Here is an 18,172-nt window from a genome sequence, read left to right as displayed (position 1 = left end):
ACGCAGACCAGCGTTCCGGGCCTTTTTCGTTTCAAGGCTTAGTCTGCGATGACGAAGACCAACCCCTACGCCGCCGGCGCGCGCGGCCTGTGCCCCCACTGCGGCGAGGGCCATCTGTTCGAGGGCTTCCTCAAGGTGGCGCCGGCGTGCGAGGCCTGCGGCTTCGAGCTGGGCAGGTTCGAGACGGGCGACGGCGCGGCGACCTTCGTGATCCTGATCGCCGGGGCGGTCTGCGCCTTTGGGGCGCTGTTTTCGATGTTCGCCTGGAACTGGCCGATCTGGCTGCTGCTGGTGGTCTGGCTGCCGGCGGTGCTGGTCATCACCCTGGGACTGATGCGACCGGCCAAGGGTCTGATGGTCGCGGCCCAGATCGCCCAGAAAGCCTCGGAGGCGGGGCGCGACCATGTCTGACGCTCCCACGCCGCAACCGGCCAAGAAGCCCGGCTTTCCGATCGGCCTGACGGTCGCCACGGGGATTTCCTTCGCCATCCTCTGCGGCCTCGGCGGCTGGCAGATGCAGCGCCTGCACTGGAAGCAGGGTCTGCTCGTCCGGATCGACAAACTGAAGACCGCGCCGGCCTCGCCGCTGGGGCAGGTCCTCACCGCCCAGGCAAAGGGCGACGACGTGGCCTGGACCCGGGTCGTGGTCGACTGCGCGCCGGTCGAGGCCGCGCCCCTGCCGCTGGTCTATGGCGTCCGCGACGGCGACATGGTCTGGCGGGCTCAGGCGCCGTGCGGGATCGAGGACGGGCCCTACGACTTGATCCTGGTCGATCGGGGCGTCGTCAACGGCCTGACCGGCCAGGTCACCGCGCCGGCCAAGGCTTTCGAGGCGCCGCGCCATGTCGTCGGCGTCCTGACGCCGATCGCCCAGCTGGGCGGCGATCGCGCCAAGGTGCTGACCCGTTTTCCCGAGCGCCAGGCCGCGCCGCTGGTGCTGATGGCCGAAAGCGAGAGCCCGGCGCCGGCCGGAATCACGCCCGCGCCGTTGCCGGCAGAAATTTCCAATCGGCACCTGGAATACGCTCTGACGTGGTTCGGTCTTGCCGTAACCCTGCTGTTTATCTATGCCGCCATGCTCTGGCGGAGATTGAGACCCTGATGCGCTATGTGTCGACCCGCGGCCAGTCCGCGCCCATCGGCTTCCTGGATGCGGTGCTGGCCGGCCTGGCCCCCGACGGCGGCCTGTACGTGCCCAACGAGTGGCCCAGCTTCTCGCCGGCCGAGATCGCGGGCTTCGCGGGCAAGCCTTACGCCCAGGTGGCGGCGGCCGTGGTCGGCAAGTTCGTCGGCGACGACATCCCCAAGGACGACCTGCTGCACATGTGCGAGGAGGCCTACGCCACCTTCGCCCACACGGCCGTCGTGCCGCTGAAGCAACTGGGTCCGAACCGCTACCTGCTGGAGCTGTTCCACGGCCCGACGCTGGCGTTCAAGGACGTGGCGATGCAGCTGCTGGGCCGCCTCTACGACTACGTGCTCGAGCGCCAGTCGCGGAAGATGACCATCATCTGCGCCACCTCGGGCGACACGGGCGGCGCGGCCGTCGAGGCGTTCCGGGGCCGCAAGAACGCCCGTATCGTCGCCCTCTTCCCGGAAGGCCGCATCAGCGAGGTGCAGCGCCGGTTCATGACCACGGCCGTCGACGGCAACGTGGCCTGCATCTCGGTGCTGGGCTCGTTCGACGACTGCCAGGCCATCGTCAAGCAGGCCTTCCAGGACGACCAGTTCCGCCATGCGGTCGATCTGTCGGGCGTCAACTCGATCAACTGGGCCCGGATCGCGGCCCAGAGCGTCTACTACTTCACCGCCGCCGTGGCCCTGGGCGCGCCGAACCGCGAAGTGGCCTTCGTGGTCCCGACCGGCAATTTCGGCGACGCCTACGCCGCCTTCGTGGCCAAGAAGCTGGGGCTGCCGATCCATTCGGTGACCGCCGCCACCAACTCCAACGACATCCTGGCCCGGGCCTTCGAGGACGGCCGCTATGCGCGCGGCGCCGTGGCCGCCACCCAGAGCCCGGCCATGGACATCCAGGTCGCCTCCAACTTCGAGCGCCTCTACTTCGAGGCCGTCCGTCGTGACGGCACCGAGACCGGCCGCGCCTTCCGCGCCTTCGCCGACACGGGCCTGCTGGACATTCCGCCGGGCGCCTATGCGTGGATGCGCGAGCTCTTCCGCGGCGCCTCGGTCAGCGAGGCCGACACCGCCAAGACCATGCTGGCGACGTTGAACGAGACCGGCGAAGTCATCGACCCGCACACGGCCGTCGGCCTGGCCGCCGCCCAAGGCGTGCGGGTCGATCCGTCGATCCCGGTGGTGGTCCTTTCGACCGCCCATCCGGCCAAGTTCCCGGAGGCTGTCCTGGCGGCCACGGGCCTCGCCCCCTCGACCCCGCGCGCCACGCCCGACCTTTCCAAGAAGCCGGAAAAGTTCGAGCGCCTGCCCGCCGACGGTTCGGCGATCAAGGCCTTCGTGCGGACCTTCGCGGCCAATACTTGAGCCAAAGCTGGCGTTTAGGGCCGCTAGGGCCTAGATACCGCGGCTCATGACAGCTTCCTTGCGCACCCTCCCCAATGGCGTCCGTGTCGTCTGCGACCCGATGCCAGGCCTTGAAACCCTGGCTCTGACCGTGGTGGCGGGACGGGGAGCGGCCTACGAGGACCCGGCGCGCTCGGGCTGGTCGCACCTCTTGGAACACATGGTGTTCAAGGGCGCTGGCAGCCGCTCGGCCCGCGACATCGTCGAGGTCATCGAGAGCGAGGGCGGCTCGATCAACGCCGCGACCGGCTATGAACGCACCAGCTTCCAGGTCCGCGCGCTGAAGGGCGGGCTGGATCTGGGCATGGACGTCATCGCCGACCTGGTGCGCCGCCCGACCCTCGACGCCGGCGACCTGGCCCGCGAGAAACAGGTGGTCGCGCAAGAGATCGCCGAGGCCGCCGACGCGCCCGATGACTATGTCTTCGACCTGGTCCAGCGCGCCAGCTGGGGCGACCACCCGGTGGGCCGTCCGATCCTGGGCAGCGACGCGACCGTCGAGGCCGCCACGATCGAGGCCCTCACGGATTGGCGCGCGGCCCTCTACGCCGCCGACCGTCTGGTGGTCAGCGCCACGGGCGCGGTCGACGAGGCCGAGCTGATGGCCGCCGCCGAGCGCGCCTTCGGCGACCTGCCCGCCGCGCCCGGCGCGGTCGTTCCGCAACCGGCGGCCTTCGTCGGCGGCGCCCAGGCCGAGGCGCGCAAGCTGGAGCAGGCGCATCTGGTCTTCATGCTGCCCGCCTGCGGCTCGCGCGAGGACGACTATTTCGCCCTGCGGATCTTCGCCGAGTGCCTGGGCGGCGGCATGTCTTCGCGGCTGTTCCAGGAAGCCCGCGAGAAGCGCGGCCTCGCCTACAATATCGACGCCTATGCCGACACCTATGCCGACCATGGCGCGCTGGGGGTCTATGCCGGTTGCGCGGCGGGCGACGCGGTCGAGACCGCCAAGGTCTGCGCCGACGAGATCGCCAAGCTGGCCGAGCGGATCGAGCCCGCCGAACTGGCCCGCGCCAAGGCCCAACTGAAGGCCCACATGTTCATGGCCCGCGAGCAGCCGTTGTCGCGCGCCGAGCAGGGGGCGGGGCAGGTGCTGCTCTTCGACCGCCTCTATCCCACCGCCGAGTTGGCGTTCGAGGTCGACGCGGTGACGCCGGAAGATGTCGCGCGCCTGGGCCGCCGCCTGCTGGCCGGCGGCAGGGCCGCCACGGCGGTGCTCGGAGCCAAGTCGGCCCTGAAGGCCGGCGAGGCGTTCGACAAGGCGTTGTTCTCCGCGGCCTGACATTGGAAGATGACGGCGTTGACTGACTCAGAGCTTCGTTCGTGTCCGCCTTGCTGCCGTTCCTGAAAACCCGGCCCCGGCTTCAGCTGGAAGGCCGCGCCGTCTACCTCCGGCCGCCGCGTCCGCACGACCATCGCGCCTGGGCCGCCCTGCGCGCCAAGTCGCGGCCTTTTCTCGAGCCGTGGGAGCCGACCTGGCCCGAGCATGACCTGACGCGCGCGGCCTTTCGCGCCCGTCTCGGCGCCTATGCCCGCGAACTGGAGCTGGGCGAGGCCTATCCGTTCTTCGTCTTTCGCCGCGCGGACCACGCCCTGGTCGGCGCCATCCGACTTTTTCACGTGCGACGTGGCGTCGCTCAGACCGGCTCGATCGGCTACTGGATCGGCCAGCCCCACATCCGGCAAGGCCACATGGCCGACGCGGTCGAGACCTTGATCCGCTTCGCCTTCAAGGGTCTTGAGCTCCATAGACTAGAAGCCGCATGCATGCCGGAAAACCACGCATCGGCCGCATTATTACAGAAATGCGGGTTTTCAGAGGAAGGATACGCGCCCGCTTATTTGAAAATTAACGGCGGTTGGAGAGATCATCGTCTGTTCGGCTTGGTGGCGCCCGAGTAGCGCCGAGGACCAGAACCGAAGAGTTTAGGACGGGCATGCCTTTTCGCACCGGTGAGCGACGGATCTGGGACGCGACGGCCACGCTGGAAGCGTTGGGCGCCGCCGACGTCGCGCTGTGGATTTGGGAACCGGAAGCCGACCGTCTTCGCCTGAACGGCGCGGCTCGCGCGCTGGGCCTGGGGCCGTTGGCCCCCGAGTGTTCGTCCGCCGCCTTCCGCGCCCTGGCCCTGCCGCAGGACCGCGCCCAGGCCGAGGAAGTGCTCAAGGCCCGTGAACCCGGCTCCGAAGTCGTCGCCCGCTTCCGCGTGCGCGGTGGCGAGACCTGCCTCTGGCGGGGCGTCTGGCTGGAAGAGGGTGTCCGCGCCGCCGGCGTCGTCGCCCCCGAAACGAAATTCACCGCCTCCGAGCGCTGCGAGCTCACCGGCCTCCTGGATCGCCGCAGCTTCATCGCCCGCGCTCGTGAGCGCCTGGGCCGGGACGGCATGCACGAACTGGTCGTCGCCGACCTGGATCGCCTGCGCCGCCTGAACGAGGCCCTGGGCCACGAACGCGCCGACCTGGTGCTGGCCGCCCTGGGGTCGCGCCTGGCCGCCGCCTTCCCGTCTGACGCCCTGCTGGGCCGGATCGGCGAGGACGAGTTCGCCGTGCTGTGCGAACCCAAGGGCTACGAACCGGCCGAGATGCTGCGCACCGCGCTGGAACAGCCGCTGCGCATCGCCGGCTTCGATATTCACCCGACCCTGTCGGTCGGCGGCGTCTCGGCCGAAGGCGGGCTCGATGCGCCCGACGCCGCCGAGCTGCTGCGCCGCGCCGAGTTGGCCGTCGAGGCCGCCGCCGCCGTCGGTCGTGGCGGCGCCGCCGCCTATGGCCGCTCGATGGAGACCGACGGCCTCTCGCGCCTCGCCCTGGAGGCCGACCTGCGCGGCGCCATCGGCCGCGGCGAGATCATTCCGTACTTCCAGCCCGTCGTGCGCCTGTCGACGGGCGCCCTGTCGGGCTTCGAGGCCCTGGCCCGCTGGATCCATCCGCGCCGGGGCATGCTGCCGCCCGACGAATTCCTGCCGCTGATCGAAGAGATGGGGCTGATGAGCGAGCTCGGTGCGCACATGATGCACACCGCCGCCAAGCAGCTGGCCGCCTGGCGCGACGCCCATCCGGCGATGGGCGCCCTGACCGTCAGCGTCAACCTCTCGACCGGCGAGATCGATCGTCCGGGCCTGGTGGCCGACGTAGCCGAGACCCTGCGCGTCAACCGTCTGCCGCGCGGCGCCCTGAAGCTGGAAGTCACCGAGAGCGACATCATGCGCGACCCCGAGCGGGCCGCCGTGATCCTGCGCACCCTGCGCGAAGCGGGCGCCGGCCTGGCGCTGGACGACTTCGGCACCGGCTTCTCGTCGCTGTCCTATCTGACGCGCCTGCCGTTCGACACGCTGAAGATCGACCGCTACTTCGTCCGCACCATGGGCGGGAACGCCGGCTCGGCCAAGATCGTCCGCTCGGTCGTCAAGCTGGGCCAGGATCTCGATCTCGAGGTGGTGGCCGAGGGCGTTGAGAATGCCGAGATGGCCCGCGCCCTGCAGTCTCTGGGCTGCGACTACGGCCAGGGCTTCGGCTACGCGCCGGCCCTGTCGCCGCAGGAGGCCGAGGTCTATTTGAACGAGGCCTATGTGGACGGCGCCGCGCCGGTGAAGGCGCGGGGCTGATCCCTAAGCCCGTCCCGCCGTCGCCGACAGGTGGTCGGCCGTGACACCCAGCTTGGCCAGCGCCCGGGTCCACTTGTGCTCGTGGTCCTCGTCGAACAGCAGGCCCTCGTCGGCGTCGCAGATCAGCCAGATGTTGTCGCGCAGCTCCTGCTCCAGCTGGCCAGGGCCCCAGCCGGCGTAGCCCAGGGCCAGCACCGCCCTGCGCGGACGGCGCATGCGGCTGGCCATGGCGTCCAGCACGTCACGTGTGGCGGTCAGGCCGAGGCCGTCGGCCACCGGCACGGTCGAGTCCGGCGAGTTGAAGTCGTCGGTGTGCAGGACGAAGCCCCGCTCGCGCTCGATCGGTCCGCCCAGCAGCACCAGATCGCTCGGCGCCTGGATGTCGGACTTCACGCCGAGGCGCTCCAGAAGTTCGAACACGGTCAGGCCGTCGACCGGGCGGTTCACGGCCAGGCCCATCGCCTGGTCCTCGTCGTGGGCGCACAGGTAGAGCACCGTGCGCTCGAAGCGCGGATCGTCGATGCCGGGCATGGCCACCAGGAGCCGTCCGGTCAGGAACTCGCCCCCATCGTCCCCAGTTGGGCCGTCGTCTTTGATCATACTCGCCATCAGGAGAGCATTGGCCTTCGGTGTGACGGTTTCAAGTCGTGCGCGTTATGAAAGCGTGCTTGGCGGCCGCCTCGCCTAAGGATATTCGAGGCGTCGCTATACATCCCCCACACGAGGAAACAGGCCCATGGCGATCAAGGTTGGCGACACGCTGCCCGCGGCGACTTTCATGACCAGCACGGCCGAAGGGCCGGCGCCGATCAGCACCGACGACATCTTCAAGGGCAAGACCGTCGCCCTGTTCGCCGTTCCGGGCGCGTTTACCCCGACCTGCTCGGCCAAGCACCTGCCGGGCTTCAAGGAGAAGGCCGACGAGCTGAAGGCCAAGGGCGTCGACACCATCGCCTGCGTCTCGGTCAACGACGTCTTCGTGATGAAGGCCTGGGGCAAGGACCAAGGCATCGACGGCGAGGTCCTGCTGCTGGCCGACGGCAACGGCGAGTTCACCCGCACGATCGGCCTGGACTTCGACGGCAGCAAGTTCGGCATGGGCGCCCGCTCGCAGCGCTATTCGCTGATCGCCAAGGACGGCGTCGTGACCCAGCTGAACGTCGAAGACGCCGGCCAGTTCAAGGTCTCGTCGGCCGAGTACCTGCTGGAACAGCTGTAAGGCTGCCGGCTACGGTTTCGAAGGGCGACGGGTCCTCCCGTCGCCCTTTTCGTATCAGGCTCCCAGCACTTCCGGCGTCATCGCCTCCAGGTCCGCCGAACCCAGCATCACCCCCGCCGCCGCGCCGGGGACCTGGGCCAGGACGGCTTCCGCGAACACCCGGGCCAGGGCCCGCTTGCTCTCGCCCCAGGCCGCGTCCGCCTCGCCCGAGGCCGCCAAGGCGCCCTTGGCGAGCATCCAGCCGCCGACCACGTCGCCCAAGAGCTTCTGATAGGCGGTGGCGCCGGACAGGGCGTCCGGCATCGACTTCGTGCGGCGCTCGATCAGCCAGGCCGTGGCCGAGGCGGCGGCGTTCAGCGCCGCCTCCAGGCGCAGGCCGACGCCCTTGAGGTCCGAGGCCAGCAGGACGTCGATGGTGTCGCGGATGTCGTCCATCAGGTCGCCGACCGCCTGGCCCTCGCCCAGCATCAGCTTGCGGCCGACCAGGTCGATGGCCTGGATGCCGTTGGTGCCTTCGTAGATCGGGGCGATGCGAGCGTCGCGATAGTGCTGGGCCGCGCCGGTCTCCTCGATGAAGCCCATGCCGCCATGGATCTGTACGCCCTGCGAAGCCACCCAGACGCCGACATCGGTCGACCAGGCCTTGGCGATCGGGGTCAGCAGTTCCTCGCGCAGCTTGGCGGCCGTGCGGGTCGCCTCGTCGGCCGCGGCGCGGGCCAGGTCAGCGGCGACGGCGGTCGACAGGCAGATTCCCCGGGCGGCCTCGATATGGGCCTTCATCAGGACCAGCGCGCGGCGGATGTCCGGATGGTCAAATAGGCGCGAGGGATAGGCGCCGGTCCAGATCGAGCGGCCTTGGGTGCGTTCCTGGCTGAAGTTCAGGGCCTGCTGGTAGGCGCGCTCGGCGATGGCCACGCCTTGTGTCCCGACCTGCAGGCGGGCGGCGTTCATCATCACGAACATGTTGGGCAAGCCTTGGCCCAGGCCCCCGACGAGTTCGGCCTTGGCGCCTTCGAACAGCATCACGCAGGTGGGCGAGCCGTGGATGCCCAGCTTGTGCTCAAGCCCGCCGACCCGGACGCCGTTGGCCTCGCCCAACGACCCGTCCTCATTGACCAGGACCTTGGGGGCCAGGAACAGCGAGATCCCCTTCACCCCCGGAGGCGCGTCGGGCGTGCGGGCCAGGACCAGATGGATGATGTTGTCGGCCGCGTCGTGGTCACCCCAGGTGATGAAGATCTTCTGGCCGGTGATGGACCAGCCACCGTCCCCATCGGGGGTCGCCACCGTGGTCAGCGCCGCCAGGTCAGAGCCCGCCTGGGGCTCGGTCAGGTTCATGGTGCCGGTCCACTCGCCCGAAACCAGCTTGGACAGATAGGTGTGCTTCTGGCTGTCGGAGCCACAAAGCTCCAGCGCCTCGATCGCCCCCAGGCTCAGCATCGGGCACAGGCCGAACGCCATGTTGGCCGCCTGGACCATCTCCAGCACGCAGACCTCGAGGGTCTTGGGCAGGCCCTGGCCGCCGTGCTCGGGCGGGGCGGCGAGGCTGGCCCATCCGCCCTCGGCGAACTGCTTGTAGGCGTCGGCGAAGCCCGGCGCGCAACGGACCACACCGTTCTCCAGTTTGGCGCCGACCAGGTCTCCCTGGCGGTTCAGCGGGGCCAGCACGTCGGCCGCGAAGGCGCCGGCCGCTTCCAGCACCGCCGTCACCGTGTCGGCGTCAGCCTCCGGGAACGCGTCGGCCAACCGCTCGAACCCGGCCGCGTGGCGCAGCGAGAAGGCGAGGTCGCGGACGGGCGCGCGATAGGTCATGGCCGGAAACTCCAGGTTATCGGCGACCTGTTTAGGCGGGCTGACGTTACGTCGCCAAGCCGGTCGCCGCTTTCCGGTCGAGATCACGGGCTCGTGATCGCAAGGCCCTTTCATCGCGCGGCGGAGTTCCCAATTCGGAGAAACAGTAACTAGTGCTGTTTTAGTTTGCCCGGAGCATTCTCCCCGATGTCTCGTCCCTTCGCTTACGTCGCTTTGGCCGCGGCCCTCCTGACCGCTCCCGCCGCCCTGGCCGCGCCGGGCGTCTCGTCGGTCAAGCCGGCCGACCTGCCCGCCGGCCACTACGTCCTCGACAAGCAGCACGCCTCGCTGACCGCCAAGCTCAAGCACATGGGCTATTCGAACTACACCCTGCGCTTCACCCGGCTGGACGCCGATTTCCGCTACGACCCCAAGGCGCCGGAAGCTTCGAAGCTCAGCGTCACCGTCGATCCGGCGTCGCTGGACACCGCCACGGGCGCGGACGCATTCGGGGCGAAGTTCAACAAGGAGCTGACCGGCGACGGCTGGCTGGAGGCGGGCAAGTATCCGACCATCACCTTCGTCTCGACCGCGATCGATATCGGCGATGGCCAGCATGGCGCGGTGACCGGCGACCTCACCATCCACGGTGTGACGAAACCCGTGACCCTCGCCGTCATTTTCAATGGCGTCGGTTCGGGCATGATCCCGCTACAAACGCGCACGGGCTTCTCGGCCAGCACGACGTTCAAGCGTTCGGAGTTCGGCGTCGGCAAGTACGTTCCGCTGATCGGCGACGAGGTCACGCTGAACATCGAAGTCGAGTTCGAAAAGAAGTAAGCCGAGTCCAACTGGGAAGTCTGGGAGATGTCCATGGCCGCGAACCGTACGCGCTACACGACGGTGGCGATCGTCATCCACTGGCTGATCGCCGCGGCCATCATCTTCCAGATCATCCTGGGCTGGCGGATGGACGATGGCCCCAAGGGACCGACGAGCTACGCCCTGTTCCAGCTGCACAAGTCGATCGGCATCACGATCCTGCTGCTCAGCCTGCTGCGGCTGGCCTGGAAGCTGACCCACCGCTCGCCGCCGCCGCCGGAAGGCCAGCCAGCCTGGGAGCGGGCGGCTTCGCACATCGTGCACTGGGGCTTCTACGCCATCATGATCGGCCTGCCGCTGACCGGTTGGATCGCCGTGTCGGCCAGCCGGGTGAACATCCCGACCCTGCTGTACGGAACCTTCCCGTGGCCGCACATCCCGTTGCTGCCCGAGCTGGCGGCCGGCCCCAAGCACCTCTGGCATGAGGCCGGCGAGGTGGCCCACGGCCTGCTGGTCAAGCTGACCTATGTGCTCCTCGTCCTCCATCTGGGCGCGGTGGCCAAGCACCAGATCCTCGACCGCGACGAGGTGCTGAGCCACATGGCCCCCGGCGCCCGCCCCGGCTGGAAGGAGCCGCGCGCCTGGCTGGCCGCCGCCGGCCTCGCGGCGGTGATCGCCGCGGGCTTCCTCTACATGCCCGCGTTGAAAGGTGGCCCCGCCGCGCCGCCGACCCCGGTGGCCGCGCCCGCCCCGACCCCCGCGTCCACGCCCGACCTGGCCGGAGCCGCCCCGCCGGTCGCCGCGGCCCCCGCGCCCGAGCCCGCCCTCAAGGACCCCGTCGCCTGGACCGTCCAGAAGGGTTCGACCCTGACCTTCGCCGCCACCTGGACGGACAGCACGATCGAAGGCCAGTTCAGGACCTGGACGGCCGACATCCTGTTCTCGCCCGACGCCCTGGATCGCTCGAAGGTCAGCGTCGCCATCGACATGGCCTCGGCGACGACCGGCGACGACCAGCGCGACCAGAGCCTGCCCAGCGGCGACTTCTTCGACACCGCCGAGCATCCGAAGGCGACCTTCACCGCCAACGGCTTCCGCCGGACGGGCGAGGGCAAGTACGTCGCCGATGGGACCCTGGACCTGCGCGGGGTGAAAAAGCCGGTCAGCCTGCCGTTCACCCTGAAGATCGACGGCGACACGGCGACCGCCCACGGTGTAACCACCCTCGACCGGACGACGTTCGGCATTGGACAGGGTGAATGGGCGTCGACGGACGAAATCGCGGCGAAGGTGAAGGTCAGCTTCTCGCTGACCGCCAAGCGGAAGTAGCGGCGGGCGCCGAAGCCCTGCGCGCCGGCGGGCTCGTTCTGCTGCCGACGGAGACGGTCTATGGGCTCGGGGCCGACGCCTCGAACCCGGCGGCGGTGGCGGCGATCTTCGAGGCCAAGGGCCGGCCGCGCTTCAACCCGCTGATCGCCCATGTCGCCGACCTGGAGACCGCCGCGCGGATCGCCCATCTCGACGATCGGGCCTATGCGCTCGCTCGGGCGTTCTGGCCGGGCCCTCTGACCATCGTCGCACCGATCAGGGACACATCGGCGGTGTGCGACCTGGCCCGCGCCGGTCTCGACACCGTGGCCATCCGCGTGCCGGGCCATCCCGTCTCGCACGCGGTGCTGGAAGCCTTCGGCGGCGCGGTCGTCGCGCCCTCCGCCAACCGCTCGGGCCGGCCCAGCCCCACGACCTTCGCCGACGCAGTCTCCGAGACCGGCGACAAGGCCGCCGCCGCCTTGGATGGCGGTCCTTGCGCGGTCGGCCTGGAGTCCACGGTCGTGTCGGTCCTCGAAGGGCAAGTGCGCCTGCTGCGTCCCGGGGCCGTCACCCGCGTCCAGCTGCAGCAGATCGTCGGCCCGCTGGCCGAGGCCGAGGACGACGCCAAGCGCTCGCCCGGGCGTCTCGCCCTGCACTACGCCCCCGACGCCCCCGTTCGGATCAACGCCAAGGCTCCGGAGGCTGGCGAGGCGTTCCTGGCCTTTGGTGCATGGCCGGAGGGGCAGGGCGTGTTCAATCTCAGTCCGACGGGCTCCTTGAGCGAGGCCGCGGCGAACCTTTTCTCGTTCCTGCGCGCCGCCGATCGGGCGCAGCCCACGGCGATCGCCGTGGCGGTCATTCCCGAAGAGGGTTTGGGCGAAGCGATCAATGACCGGCTGCGTCGCGCCGCCGGCTTCGTAGGATAGGCCGATGAAGACCAAATCCCGGATCATGTATGTCGAGGACAAGTCCAAGGGCGTGAACGGGCCGGCGCGGATCGGCCGGGTCGCGTCGTCCAAGAGCGGCGAGACGCTCCATTATGCCGGCCAGTCGTTCAAGACGCTGCGCCACTCGGGCCTGAAGGCCAATTTCGAGGACAGCGTCACGGGCAAGCCGTACTGGATCGCCAGGGCGCGCAAGGACGGGGCGGATCGGCTCTTCAAGGGCGCTGGCGAGCCGGCCGTGATCGACGAGGACGTGCGCGAGGAATATTGGCGCGACATCCGGGGCCTTCCCGACCCGGCCCTGGACTAGTTCGGCGCCGCGCGCACGGTACTGACATCGCCCCCACCAGAAGCGTATCCTCCCTCGCCATGACCAAGCCTGTACCCGCCCCAAATCTCATGGGGGTCGTCTCCCGCCTTAAGGCCCTGCTCGGCGAGGGCGGCTGGAGCCAGGATCCGGACGTGATCGCGCCCAAGCTTGTGGAATGGCGTGGGCGGTGGAAAGGCGAGACGCCGCTGCTTGTGACCCCGCGCACGACCGCCGAGGTCGCCGCCGTGGTCGGCATCTGCGCCGCCGAGGGCGTGGCGATCACGCCCCAGGGCGGCAATACCGGCCTGGTCGCCGGCCAGATCCCGCACGGCGAGATCCTGCTGTCGACCCAGAAGCTGACCGCGATCCGCGACGTCGACCCGATCGATGACGCCATGGTTCTGGAAGCGGGCGTCACCCTGTGGGAGGCGCACCAGCAGGCGGCCAAGGTCGGTCGCCGCTTCACCGTTGGCGTGGCCTCGGAAGGCTCCTGCACCATCGGCGGGCTGATCTCGACCAATGCCGGCGGCACCGCCGTCCTGCGCTACGGCATGATGCGCGAGCAGGTGCTCGGGATCGAGGCCGTCCTGCCCAATGGCGAGATCTGGAACGGCCTCAAGCGTCTGCGCAAGGACAACACCGGCTACGACCTCAAGCAGCTTTTGATTGGGGCCGAGGGCACGCTGGGCGTCGTCACGGCCGCCAGCCTGAAACTGCACGCGCTATTGGCCTCGCGGGCCGTGGCGATCGTCGGCCTGACGTCGCCGGCTGACGCCATCCAGCTGCTGGCCCGCGCCAAGGACGAGACGGGCGGCGCGGTCGAGGCCTTCGAACTGATGGGCCGGCTAGGCTTCGAGCTGACCGTGCGCAACGTCCCCGGCCTGCGCGACCCGCTGCCCGAGGTCCATCCCTGGTACGTGCTGATCGAGGTCGCCAGCGGCGAACCGGGCGCGGCTGAAGCGGCGCTGGAACGCCTGCTGGCCGGCGCCCTGGAGCGCGGCCTGATCACCGACGCCGCCGTCGCCCAGACCGAAACCCAGATGAAGGCGTTCTGGCACATCCGCGAGGGCCACTCGGCCGGCCAGAAGCCCGAGGGCGCGGTCTGGAAGCATGACGTCTCGGTGCCGGTCTCGAAGATCCCCGACTTCATCGGCCAGGCCAATGCGGCCATCGAGAAGGCTTTCCCCGGAACCCGCATCGTCGCCTTCGGCCACGTCGGAGACGGCAACGTCCACTACGATGTGCTGAGGCCCGTCGGTGGCGACGACGACGCCCACGACGCTCTGCGCGAGGCGGGGGCCAAGATCGTCCACGACATCACCGCCACCTTCGCCGGCTCGATCAGCGCCGAGCACGGCCTGGGGACGATGAAGACCGCCGAGGCCCTGACCTACAAGGACCCGATCGAGGTCGCGGCCCTGCGCGCGATCCGCGGGGCGCTGGACCCCAAGCGGATCATGAACCCGCGGGTTCTCTTCTAGGCGGCCTTGGCCTTGGCGGCGGCGCGCTTGCGGGCGCGCAGGAACATCACGGCCAGGACGGCGAAAGCGCCCGCTGGAACCGTGGCGCGATAGAAACCGGGCTGCATGCTGGGCAGCAGATTGATCGCCATGGGGATGAAGCCCCACTTGCCGGTCGAGCGCTCCATCCAGAACGCTCCGACCCCGACGAAGCACATGACCGCCCACACGATGCGGTACTTCAGCGTCCCGTCGCGCAGGACGAAGAACAGGGCGGCGATCATCGGAATCGGCCAGAGGAGGGCTGCGGCGAGGCCAAGGGCTTGAGTCATCCCGGCTGGATAGCCTCGCCGCTCCCCGAGGTCGAGGCGTTGTTACGCCTCGGGAACACCGGCCATCATCGCCTTCAGGGCGGCGAGGTGGCCTTTGAGCGCTTTGCGGCCGGCGGTGCTCAGCGACAGCCATGTGCGCTGACGCCCGTCCGAGGCGACCTTCCTGACCTTGACGTAGCCGGCCTCTTCCAGGGTCTTCACGTGCTTGCTGAGCACCGACTCCGAGACGTCCAGCGCCTCGCGGACGGTGGCGAAGTCGATGGTGTCGACGGCCGCCAGCATGCAGCACATCTGCAGGCGATTGGGGGCGTGGATCACCGCGTCCAGTTCGCCGCTCACAGCGAGCCGCCCTCGCGCATGTCGCGCCGGAAGGCCGCTTCCCAGAGGAAGCCGGCGACGGTGGCGGCCACCGCCACGATGGCGCCGGCCACGAACGGCGCGAACGTCACGTGCTTGAAGTGGAACAGCCAGCCCGAGGTCAGCATCGTCCCGGCGGTGACTATCGCCAAGGCGACCGCCACGATCCGTGTCCGGCCGGCGCGATAGCCGTAGACCCACATGCCGGTCTTGCGGGTATAGGCCTTGACCAGCAGCCACAGGCCCAGCCCGACCACGACGAAGTAGCCGTACTGCCAGCCGACTGGCGCGGCTTGCACGGCGGCCAGCCCGCCCATCAGCAGGCCCAGAGCCGGGTGGTACCAGACCGGCGCCTTGGCGCGCTCGGCCATCTCGCTATTGGCGGCCTGGACTTCGGCCAGCATCCGCAAAGCGTCTTCATCTCGGGTCATGTCGAACTCTTACTTTCCGTTGTGGAAAGTCATAGATCATCGCTTTCCATATTGGCAAGTGAAAACTTTCCGAAATGGAAAGCGATGGCGCGTCATCCGATCCTCCCCAAGCGGGGGAGGTGGCGCGAGGCGCCGGAGGGGGAAGGGCCAGGCTGGCAGGACTTCCCCCTCCGTCGTCCCTCCGGGCCGACACCTCCCCCGCTTGGGGGAGGATTGGATTCATCGGCCCGCTAGCGGAGGCTCGTCTAACCCTTTATCTCCCCGGCCATGCTGATGGTCATCTCGCCCGCCAAGTCGCTGGACTTCACCGCCCCCAAGGATGTGCTGCCGCTCACGACGCCTGAGCTCAAGGCCCAGATCGTCGAGCTGGCCAAGGTGACGCGCAAGCTGACCGCGCCCGACCTGAAGCGCCTGATGCACATCTCCGACGCCCTGGCCAAGCTGAACCGGGAGCGGTTCCAGGCTTTCGATTCAGAACTGGAAGACGGCCTTCAGGCCGTCATCGCCTTCAACGGCGACGTCTATGCTGGCCTCGCCGCGCGCGAGCTGGACCGGCCGGCGCTGGAGTGGACGCAGGAGCACCTCCGCATCCTGTCGGGCCTGTACGGCGTGCTGCGCCCGTTCGACGCCCTGCAGCCCTATCGCCTGGAGATGGGCACGCGCCTGAAGACCAAGCGCGGCCATAACCTCTACGATTTCTGGGGCGAGACGATCTCCAAGACCCTCAACGCCGCCGCCGAGGGCCACGCGGACCCGACCCTGGTGAACCTGGCCAGCCAGGAATATTTCGGCGCCGTCGACGCCAAGGCCCTGAAGCTGCCGGTCGTCACCTGCCACTTCAAGGAGGAGAAGGCCGGCGAACTGCGCGTGCTGGGCTTCTTCGCCAAGAAGGCGCGAGGCCGCATGGCGCGTTACGCCATCGACAACCGCGTCGACCGCGCCGAGGCGCTGAAGGGGTTCAATCTCGACGGCTATCGCTTCCAACCGTCGCTTTCGACCGAGGCCGACTGGGTTTTCGCTCGCCCGCAGCCCTAAATTCATCTAGTGATGAATTTATAAGCACTCGCATCTCGCAACGGCGAGCTATATGCTGCAATGCAGCACATTAGGGTAGCAATCTAGGAGCGCGCCGCATGGCCGTCGATTTCGGTTTGCAGGGGCAGGTCGCCATCGTCACCGGCTCGACCAGCGGCATCGGTCACGCCTTGGCCGACGCGCTCGCCGCCCAGGGCTGCAACATCGTCATGAACGGCCTGGGCGAGATGAACGCCATCGAGCGCGCCCGCGCCGAAATGGCCGAAACCCATGGCGTCGAGGTGCTGTATCACGGCGCCGACATGACCAAGCCGGTCGAGATCGCCGACATGGTGCGAGCCGCCAAGGCCGAGTTCGGCGAGCTGGACATCCTGGTCAACAACGCCGGCGTCCAGCATGTGGCCCCGATCGAGGATTTTCCGGACGACAAGTGGGACCTGATCATCGCGGTCAACCTGTCCTCGGCCTTCCACGCCATCAAGGCGGCGGCGCCGATCATGAAGGAGCAGGGGCGCGGGCGGATCGTCAACATCGCCTCGGCCCACGGTCTGGTCGCTTCGCCGTTCAAGTCGGCCTATGTCGCCGCCAAGCATGGCATTCTGGGCCTGACCAAGACCGTCGCCCTCGAGGTCGCCCAGCACGGCGTCACCTGCAACGCCATCTGCCCGGGCTTCGTGAAGACGCCGCTGGTCGAAGCCCAGATCGCCGACCAGGCCAAGGCGCGCGGCATCTCGGAAGAGGCCGTGATGAAGGATGTCATCCTGGCCAGCCAGCCGACCAAGCAGTTCGTCACCTTCGACCAGCTGTCGGGCATGCTGCTGTATCTGGTGTCCGACGCGGGGGCCTCGGCCAACGGCGCGGCGTTCCAGATCGACGGCGGCTGGGTCGCGCAATAAGCGCGAGACTTAAGGGACGGAAGCGCTACTGATCGAGGGCTGGTCCTTCGGGAGTTCGCATGCCGATTCCGCCGTTCAAGAAGAAGTCCGGTCCCAAGGGACTGAGCCTGGCCCTGCAGGGCGGCGGCGCCCATGGGGCGTTCGAGTGGGGCGTCCTCGACCGCCTGCTCGAGGACGAGGCCCTGGAAATCCGGGCGGTGACCGCCGCCTCGGCCGGCGCGATGAACGCCGTCGCCCTGGCCCAAGGCCTGATCGAGGGCGGCCGCGAAGGGGCCCGCAAACGGCTGGAGTCGTTCTGGCGGCAGGTGAACCGGCAGGGCGGCCGCAACGTCTTCGGCGACACCTCGATCTGGACGAACGCCTTCGGCGGCGGAACGGACTGGCTGAAGAACACACCTGGCTGGCGCATGGCCGAAACCCTGGCCCTCTCGTTTAGCCCCTACGAGTTCAATCCGTTCAACCTGAACCCGCTGCACGACACGCTGGAAGCCGAGATCACCTTCAGCCAGATCCGCGAGAAGAGCCCGCTGAAGCTCTACATCGCCGCCACGGCGGTGCGGACCAGCAAGGCCAAGGTCTTCCGCGAGACCGAACTGACCGCCCGCCACATCATGGCCAGCGCCTGTCTGCCGCAGCTGTTCCAGGCCGTGGAGATCGACGGCGAGCCTTACTGGGACGGCGGCTTTCTCGCCAATCCGCCGCTCTGGCCCCTCTTCTACGACGACACGCCGGACGACATCCTGATCGTCACCCTCAATCCCTTCGTCCGCGAAGAGACACCCAAGTCACCGGGCGAGATCATGGACCGGCTGAACGAGATCACCTTCAACGCCTCCCTGGCCTCGGAGCTGCGGGCCATCGGCTTCGTGCAGAAGCTGCTGGACGAGGGCCTGCTGAAGGACACCGCCCGGGGGCGCTATCGCCGGATGCTGGTCCACGCCATCACCGCCGACAGGCCCCTGGCGGACCTGTCGCTGTCGACCAAGTTCAACACCGAATGGAGCTTCCTGACCGACCTTAAGGAACGCGGCCGGACGGCGGCGGAGCAGTGGCTGGCCGAGTGCGGAACGTGTATCGGGGTCAAGTCCAGCGTCGATCTGAAGGTTGGGTTTCCCTAGGAGGCT

Annotated in this window: 20 protein-coding genes; 15 read left to right on the top strand and 5 right to left on the bottom strand. The window is 68.7% G+C overall.

Annotation, left to right across the window (positions count from 1 at the left end):
• Positions 1 to 48: 48 nt before the first annotated feature.
• The 6 genes from AC1RRV_RS22350 to AC1RRV_RS22325 are packed head-to-tail and all read left to right on the top strand — an operon-like array spanning position 49 to position 6,140.
• Positions 49 to 411: a DUF983 domain-containing protein gene (locus AC1RRV_RS22350; protein WP_492861849.1), complete on the top strand. Its 363-nt coding sequence runs from the start codon at positions 49 to 51 to the stop codon at positions 409 to 411.
• The gene (locus AC1RRV_RS22345) at positions 404 to 1,102 is read left to right on the top strand and encodes an SURF1 family protein (protein WP_492861848.1); all 699 of its coding nucleotides are present in this window, start codon (positions 404 to 406) and stop codon (positions 1,100 to 1,102) included. The genes AC1RRV_RS22350 and AC1RRV_RS22345 overlap by 8 nt, the downstream gene beginning before the upstream one ends.
• Positions 1,102 to 2,499 carry a threonine synthase gene (gene thrC, locus AC1RRV_RS22340; protein WP_492861847.1) on the top strand — a complete coding sequence of 466 codons (1,398 nt, stop codon included), beginning with the start codon at positions 1,102 to 1,104 and terminating at the stop codon, positions 2,497 to 2,499. Before AC1RRV_RS22345 ends, thrC begins: the two co-directional genes overlap by 1 nt.
• A gap of 46 nt (positions 2,500 to 2,545) precedes the next feature.
• Positions 2,546 to 3,817 carry a M16 family metallopeptidase gene (locus AC1RRV_RS22335; protein ID WP_492861846.1) on the top strand — a complete coding sequence of 424 codons (1,272 nt, stop codon included), beginning with the start codon at positions 2,546 to 2,548 and terminating at the stop codon, positions 3,815 to 3,817.
• A gap of 41 nt (positions 3,818 to 3,858) precedes the next feature.
• The gene (locus AC1RRV_RS22330) at positions 3,859 to 4,437 is read left to right on the top strand and encodes a GNAT family N-acetyltransferase (RefSeq protein ID WP_492861845.1); all 579 of its coding nucleotides are present in this window, start codon (positions 3,859 to 3,861) and stop codon (positions 4,435 to 4,437) included.
• Positions 4,438 to 4,472: 35 nt separating this feature from the next.
• Positions 4,473 to 6,140, top strand: coding sequence for a putative bifunctional diguanylate cyclase/phosphodiesterase (locus AC1RRV_RS22325; protein ID WP_492861844.1), 1,668 nt, complete (start codon positions 4,473 to 4,475; stop codon positions 6,138 to 6,140).
• Positions 6,141 to 6,143: 3 nt separating this feature from the next.
• Here AC1RRV_RS22325 and AC1RRV_RS22320 read toward each other — a convergent pair whose 3' ends face one another.
• Positions 6,144 to 6,740 (bottom strand): YqgE/AlgH family protein, encoded by a 597-nt coding sequence (locus AC1RRV_RS22320; protein WP_492861843.1) that lies wholly within the window; start codon positions 6,738 to 6,740, stop codon positions 6,144 to 6,146.
• Between the two features lie 136 nt (positions 6,741 to 6,876).
• Here AC1RRV_RS22320 and AC1RRV_RS22315 point away from each other — a divergent pair, with 136 nt between their 5' ends.
• On the top strand, positions 6,877 to 7,359 hold the full coding sequence (locus AC1RRV_RS22315) for a peroxiredoxin (protein ID WP_492861842.1): 483 nt from the start codon (positions 6,877 to 6,879) through the stop codon (positions 7,357 to 7,359).
• A 54-nt stretch (positions 7,360 to 7,413) separates the two neighbouring features.
• On the opposite strand, the gene AC1RRV_RS22310 is transcribed toward AC1RRV_RS22315, so the two are convergent.
• Complete coding sequence (locus AC1RRV_RS22310) at positions 7,414 to 9,171, bottom strand: acyl-CoA dehydrogenase family protein (protein WP_492861841.1); 1,758 nt, start codon at positions 9,169 to 9,171, stop codon at positions 7,414 to 7,416.
• Between the two features lie 186 nt (positions 9,172 to 9,357).
• On the opposite strand from AC1RRV_RS22310, the gene AC1RRV_RS22305 reads away from it, so the two are divergent.
• Genes AC1RRV_RS22305 through AC1RRV_RS22285 form a run of 5 tightly spaced genes read left to right on the top strand, consistent with a single transcriptional unit; the run spans position 9,358 to position 14,018 of the window.
• Complete coding sequence (locus AC1RRV_RS22305) at positions 9,358 to 9,990, top strand: YceI family protein (RefSeq protein ID WP_492861840.1); 633 nt, start codon at positions 9,358 to 9,360, stop codon at positions 9,988 to 9,990.
• A gap of 33 nt (positions 9,991 to 10,023) precedes the next feature.
• Positions 10,024 to 11,301 (top strand): YceI family protein, encoded by a 1,278-nt coding sequence (locus AC1RRV_RS22300; RefSeq protein WP_492861839.1) that lies wholly within the window; start codon positions 10,024 to 10,026, stop codon positions 11,299 to 11,301.
• A complete protein-coding gene (locus tag AC1RRV_RS22295; protein WP_492861838.1) occupies positions 11,232 to 12,209 on the top strand; it encodes an L-threonylcarbamoyladenylate synthase in 978 nt (325 codons plus the stop codon). Before AC1RRV_RS22300 ends, AC1RRV_RS22295 begins: the two co-directional genes overlap by 70 nt.
• A gap of 4 nt (positions 12,210 to 12,213) precedes the next feature.
• Positions 12,214 to 12,537, top strand: coding sequence for a 1-deoxy-D-xylulose-5-phosphate synthase (locus tag AC1RRV_RS22290; RefSeq protein WP_492861837.1), 324 nt, complete (start codon positions 12,214 to 12,216; stop codon positions 12,535 to 12,537).
• A 59-nt stretch (positions 12,538 to 12,596) separates the two neighbouring features.
• Positions 12,597 to 14,018, top strand: coding sequence for an FAD-binding oxidoreductase (locus AC1RRV_RS22285; protein WP_492861836.1), 1,422 nt, complete (start codon positions 12,597 to 12,599; stop codon positions 14,016 to 14,018).
• Here AC1RRV_RS22285 and AC1RRV_RS22280 read toward each other — a convergent pair.
• From AC1RRV_RS22280 to AC1RRV_RS22270, 3 genes are read right to left on the bottom strand one after another with little or no spacing between them, the layout of a single operon-like run.
• Entirely contained in the window at positions 14,015 to 14,329 is a 315-nt protein-coding gene (locus AC1RRV_RS22280; protein ID WP_492861835.1) for a hypothetical protein, read from the bottom strand. The two genes, AC1RRV_RS22285 and AC1RRV_RS22280, sit on opposite strands and share 4 nt — an antisense overlap.
• A 42-nt stretch (positions 14,330 to 14,371) precedes the next feature.
• On the bottom strand, positions 14,372 to 14,668 hold the full coding sequence (locus AC1RRV_RS22275; protein WP_492861834.1) for a transcriptional regulator: 297 nt from the start codon (positions 14,666 to 14,668) through the stop codon (positions 14,372 to 14,374).
• Positions 14,665 to 15,117, bottom strand: coding sequence for a hypothetical protein (locus AC1RRV_RS22270; protein ID WP_492861833.1), 453 nt, complete (start codon positions 15,115 to 15,117; stop codon positions 14,665 to 14,667). The genes AC1RRV_RS22275 and AC1RRV_RS22270 overlap by 4 nt, the downstream gene beginning before the upstream one ends.
• 267 nt (positions 15,118 to 15,384) lie before the next feature.
• Here AC1RRV_RS22270 and yaaA point away from each other — a divergent pair, with 267 nt between their 5' ends.
• The 3 genes from yaaA (at position 15,385) to AC1RRV_RS22255 (ending at position 18,166) form a co-directional block, all read left to right on the top strand.
• On the top strand, positions 15,385 to 16,152 hold the full coding sequence (gene yaaA, locus AC1RRV_RS22265; protein ID WP_492861832.1) for a peroxide stress protein YaaA: 768 nt from the start codon (positions 15,385 to 15,387) through the stop codon (positions 16,150 to 16,152).
• Positions 16,153 to 16,250: 98 nt separating this feature from the next.
• Positions 16,251 to 17,048, top strand: a complete 798-nt coding sequence (locus AC1RRV_RS22260) for a 3-hydroxybutyrate dehydrogenase (protein WP_492861831.1) — start codon at positions 16,251 to 16,253, stop codon at positions 17,046 to 17,048.
• A gap of 59 nt (positions 17,049 to 17,107) precedes the next feature.
• Positions 17,108 to 18,166: a patatin-like phospholipase family protein gene (locus AC1RRV_RS22255; RefSeq protein WP_492861830.1), complete on the top strand. Its 1,059-nt coding sequence runs from the start codon at positions 17,108 to 17,110 to the stop codon at positions 18,164 to 18,166.
• Positions 18,167 to 18,172: the final 6 nt, after the last annotated feature.

This window comes from Caulobacter sp. GW821-FHT11E10, from assembly GCF_058808375.1.
This window is presented reverse-complemented; position numbering and strand designations above follow the sequence as displayed.

Coding starts and splice junctions, on each gene's coding strand:
- AC1RRV_RS22350 (WP_492861849.1), top strand. CDS start 49: ATGACGAAGACCAACCCCTACGCCGCCGGCGCGCGCGGCCTGTGCCCC.
- AC1RRV_RS22345 (WP_492861848.1), top strand. CDS start 404: ATGTCTGACGCTCCCACGCCGCAACCGGCCAAGAAGCCCGGCTTTCCG.
- thrC (WP_492861847.1), top strand. CDS start 1,102: ATGCGCTATGTGTCGACCCGCGGCCAGTCCGCGCCCATCGGCTTCCTG.
- AC1RRV_RS22335 (WP_492861846.1), top strand. CDS start 2,546: ATGACAGCTTCCTTGCGCACCCTCCCCAATGGCGTCCGTGTCGTCTGC.
- AC1RRV_RS22325 (WP_492861844.1), top strand. CDS start 4,473: ATGCCTTTTCGCACCGGTGAGCGACGGATCTGGGACGCGACGGCCACG.
- AC1RRV_RS22320 (WP_492861843.1), bottom strand. CDS start 6,740: ATGATCAAAGACGACGGCCCAACTGGGGACGATGGGGGCGAGTTCCTG.
- AC1RRV_RS22315 (WP_492861842.1), top strand. CDS start 6,877: ATGGCGATCAAGGTTGGCGACACGCTGCCCGCGGCGACTTTCATGACC.
- AC1RRV_RS22310 (WP_492861841.1), bottom strand. CDS start 9,171: ATGACCTATCGCGCGCCCGTCCGCGACCTCGCCTTCTCGCTGCGCCAC.
- AC1RRV_RS22305 (WP_492861840.1), top strand. CDS start 9,358: ATGTCTCGTCCCTTCGCTTACGTCGCTTTGGCCGCGGCCCTCCTGACC.
- AC1RRV_RS22300 (WP_492861839.1), top strand. CDS start 10,024: ATGGCCGCGAACCGTACGCGCTACACGACGGTGGCGATCGTCATCCAC.
- AC1RRV_RS22295 (WP_492861838.1), top strand. CDS start 11,232: ATGGGCGTCGACGGACGAAATCGCGGCGAAGGTGAAGGTCAGCTTCTC.
- AC1RRV_RS22290 (WP_492861837.1), top strand. CDS start 12,214: ATGAAGACCAAATCCCGGATCATGTATGTCGAGGACAAGTCCAAGGGC.
- AC1RRV_RS22285 (WP_492861836.1), top strand. CDS start 12,597: ATGACCAAGCCTGTACCCGCCCCAAATCTCATGGGGGTCGTCTCCCGC.
- AC1RRV_RS22280 (WP_492861835.1), bottom strand. CDS start 14,329: ATGACTCAAGCCCTTGGCCTCGCCGCAGCCCTCCTCTGGCCGATTCCG.
- AC1RRV_RS22270 (WP_492861833.1), bottom strand. CDS start 15,117: ATGACCCGAGATGAAGACGCTTTGCGGATGCTGGCCGAAGTCCAGGCC.
- yaaA (WP_492861832.1), top strand. CDS start 15,385: ATGCTGATGGTCATCTCGCCCGCCAAGTCGCTGGACTTCACCGCCCCC.
- AC1RRV_RS22260 (WP_492861831.1), top strand. CDS start 16,251: ATGGCCGTCGATTTCGGTTTGCAGGGGCAGGTCGCCATCGTCACCGGC.
- AC1RRV_RS22255 (WP_492861830.1), top strand. CDS start 17,108: ATGCCGATTCCGCCGTTCAAGAAGAAGTCCGGTCCCAAGGGACTGAGC.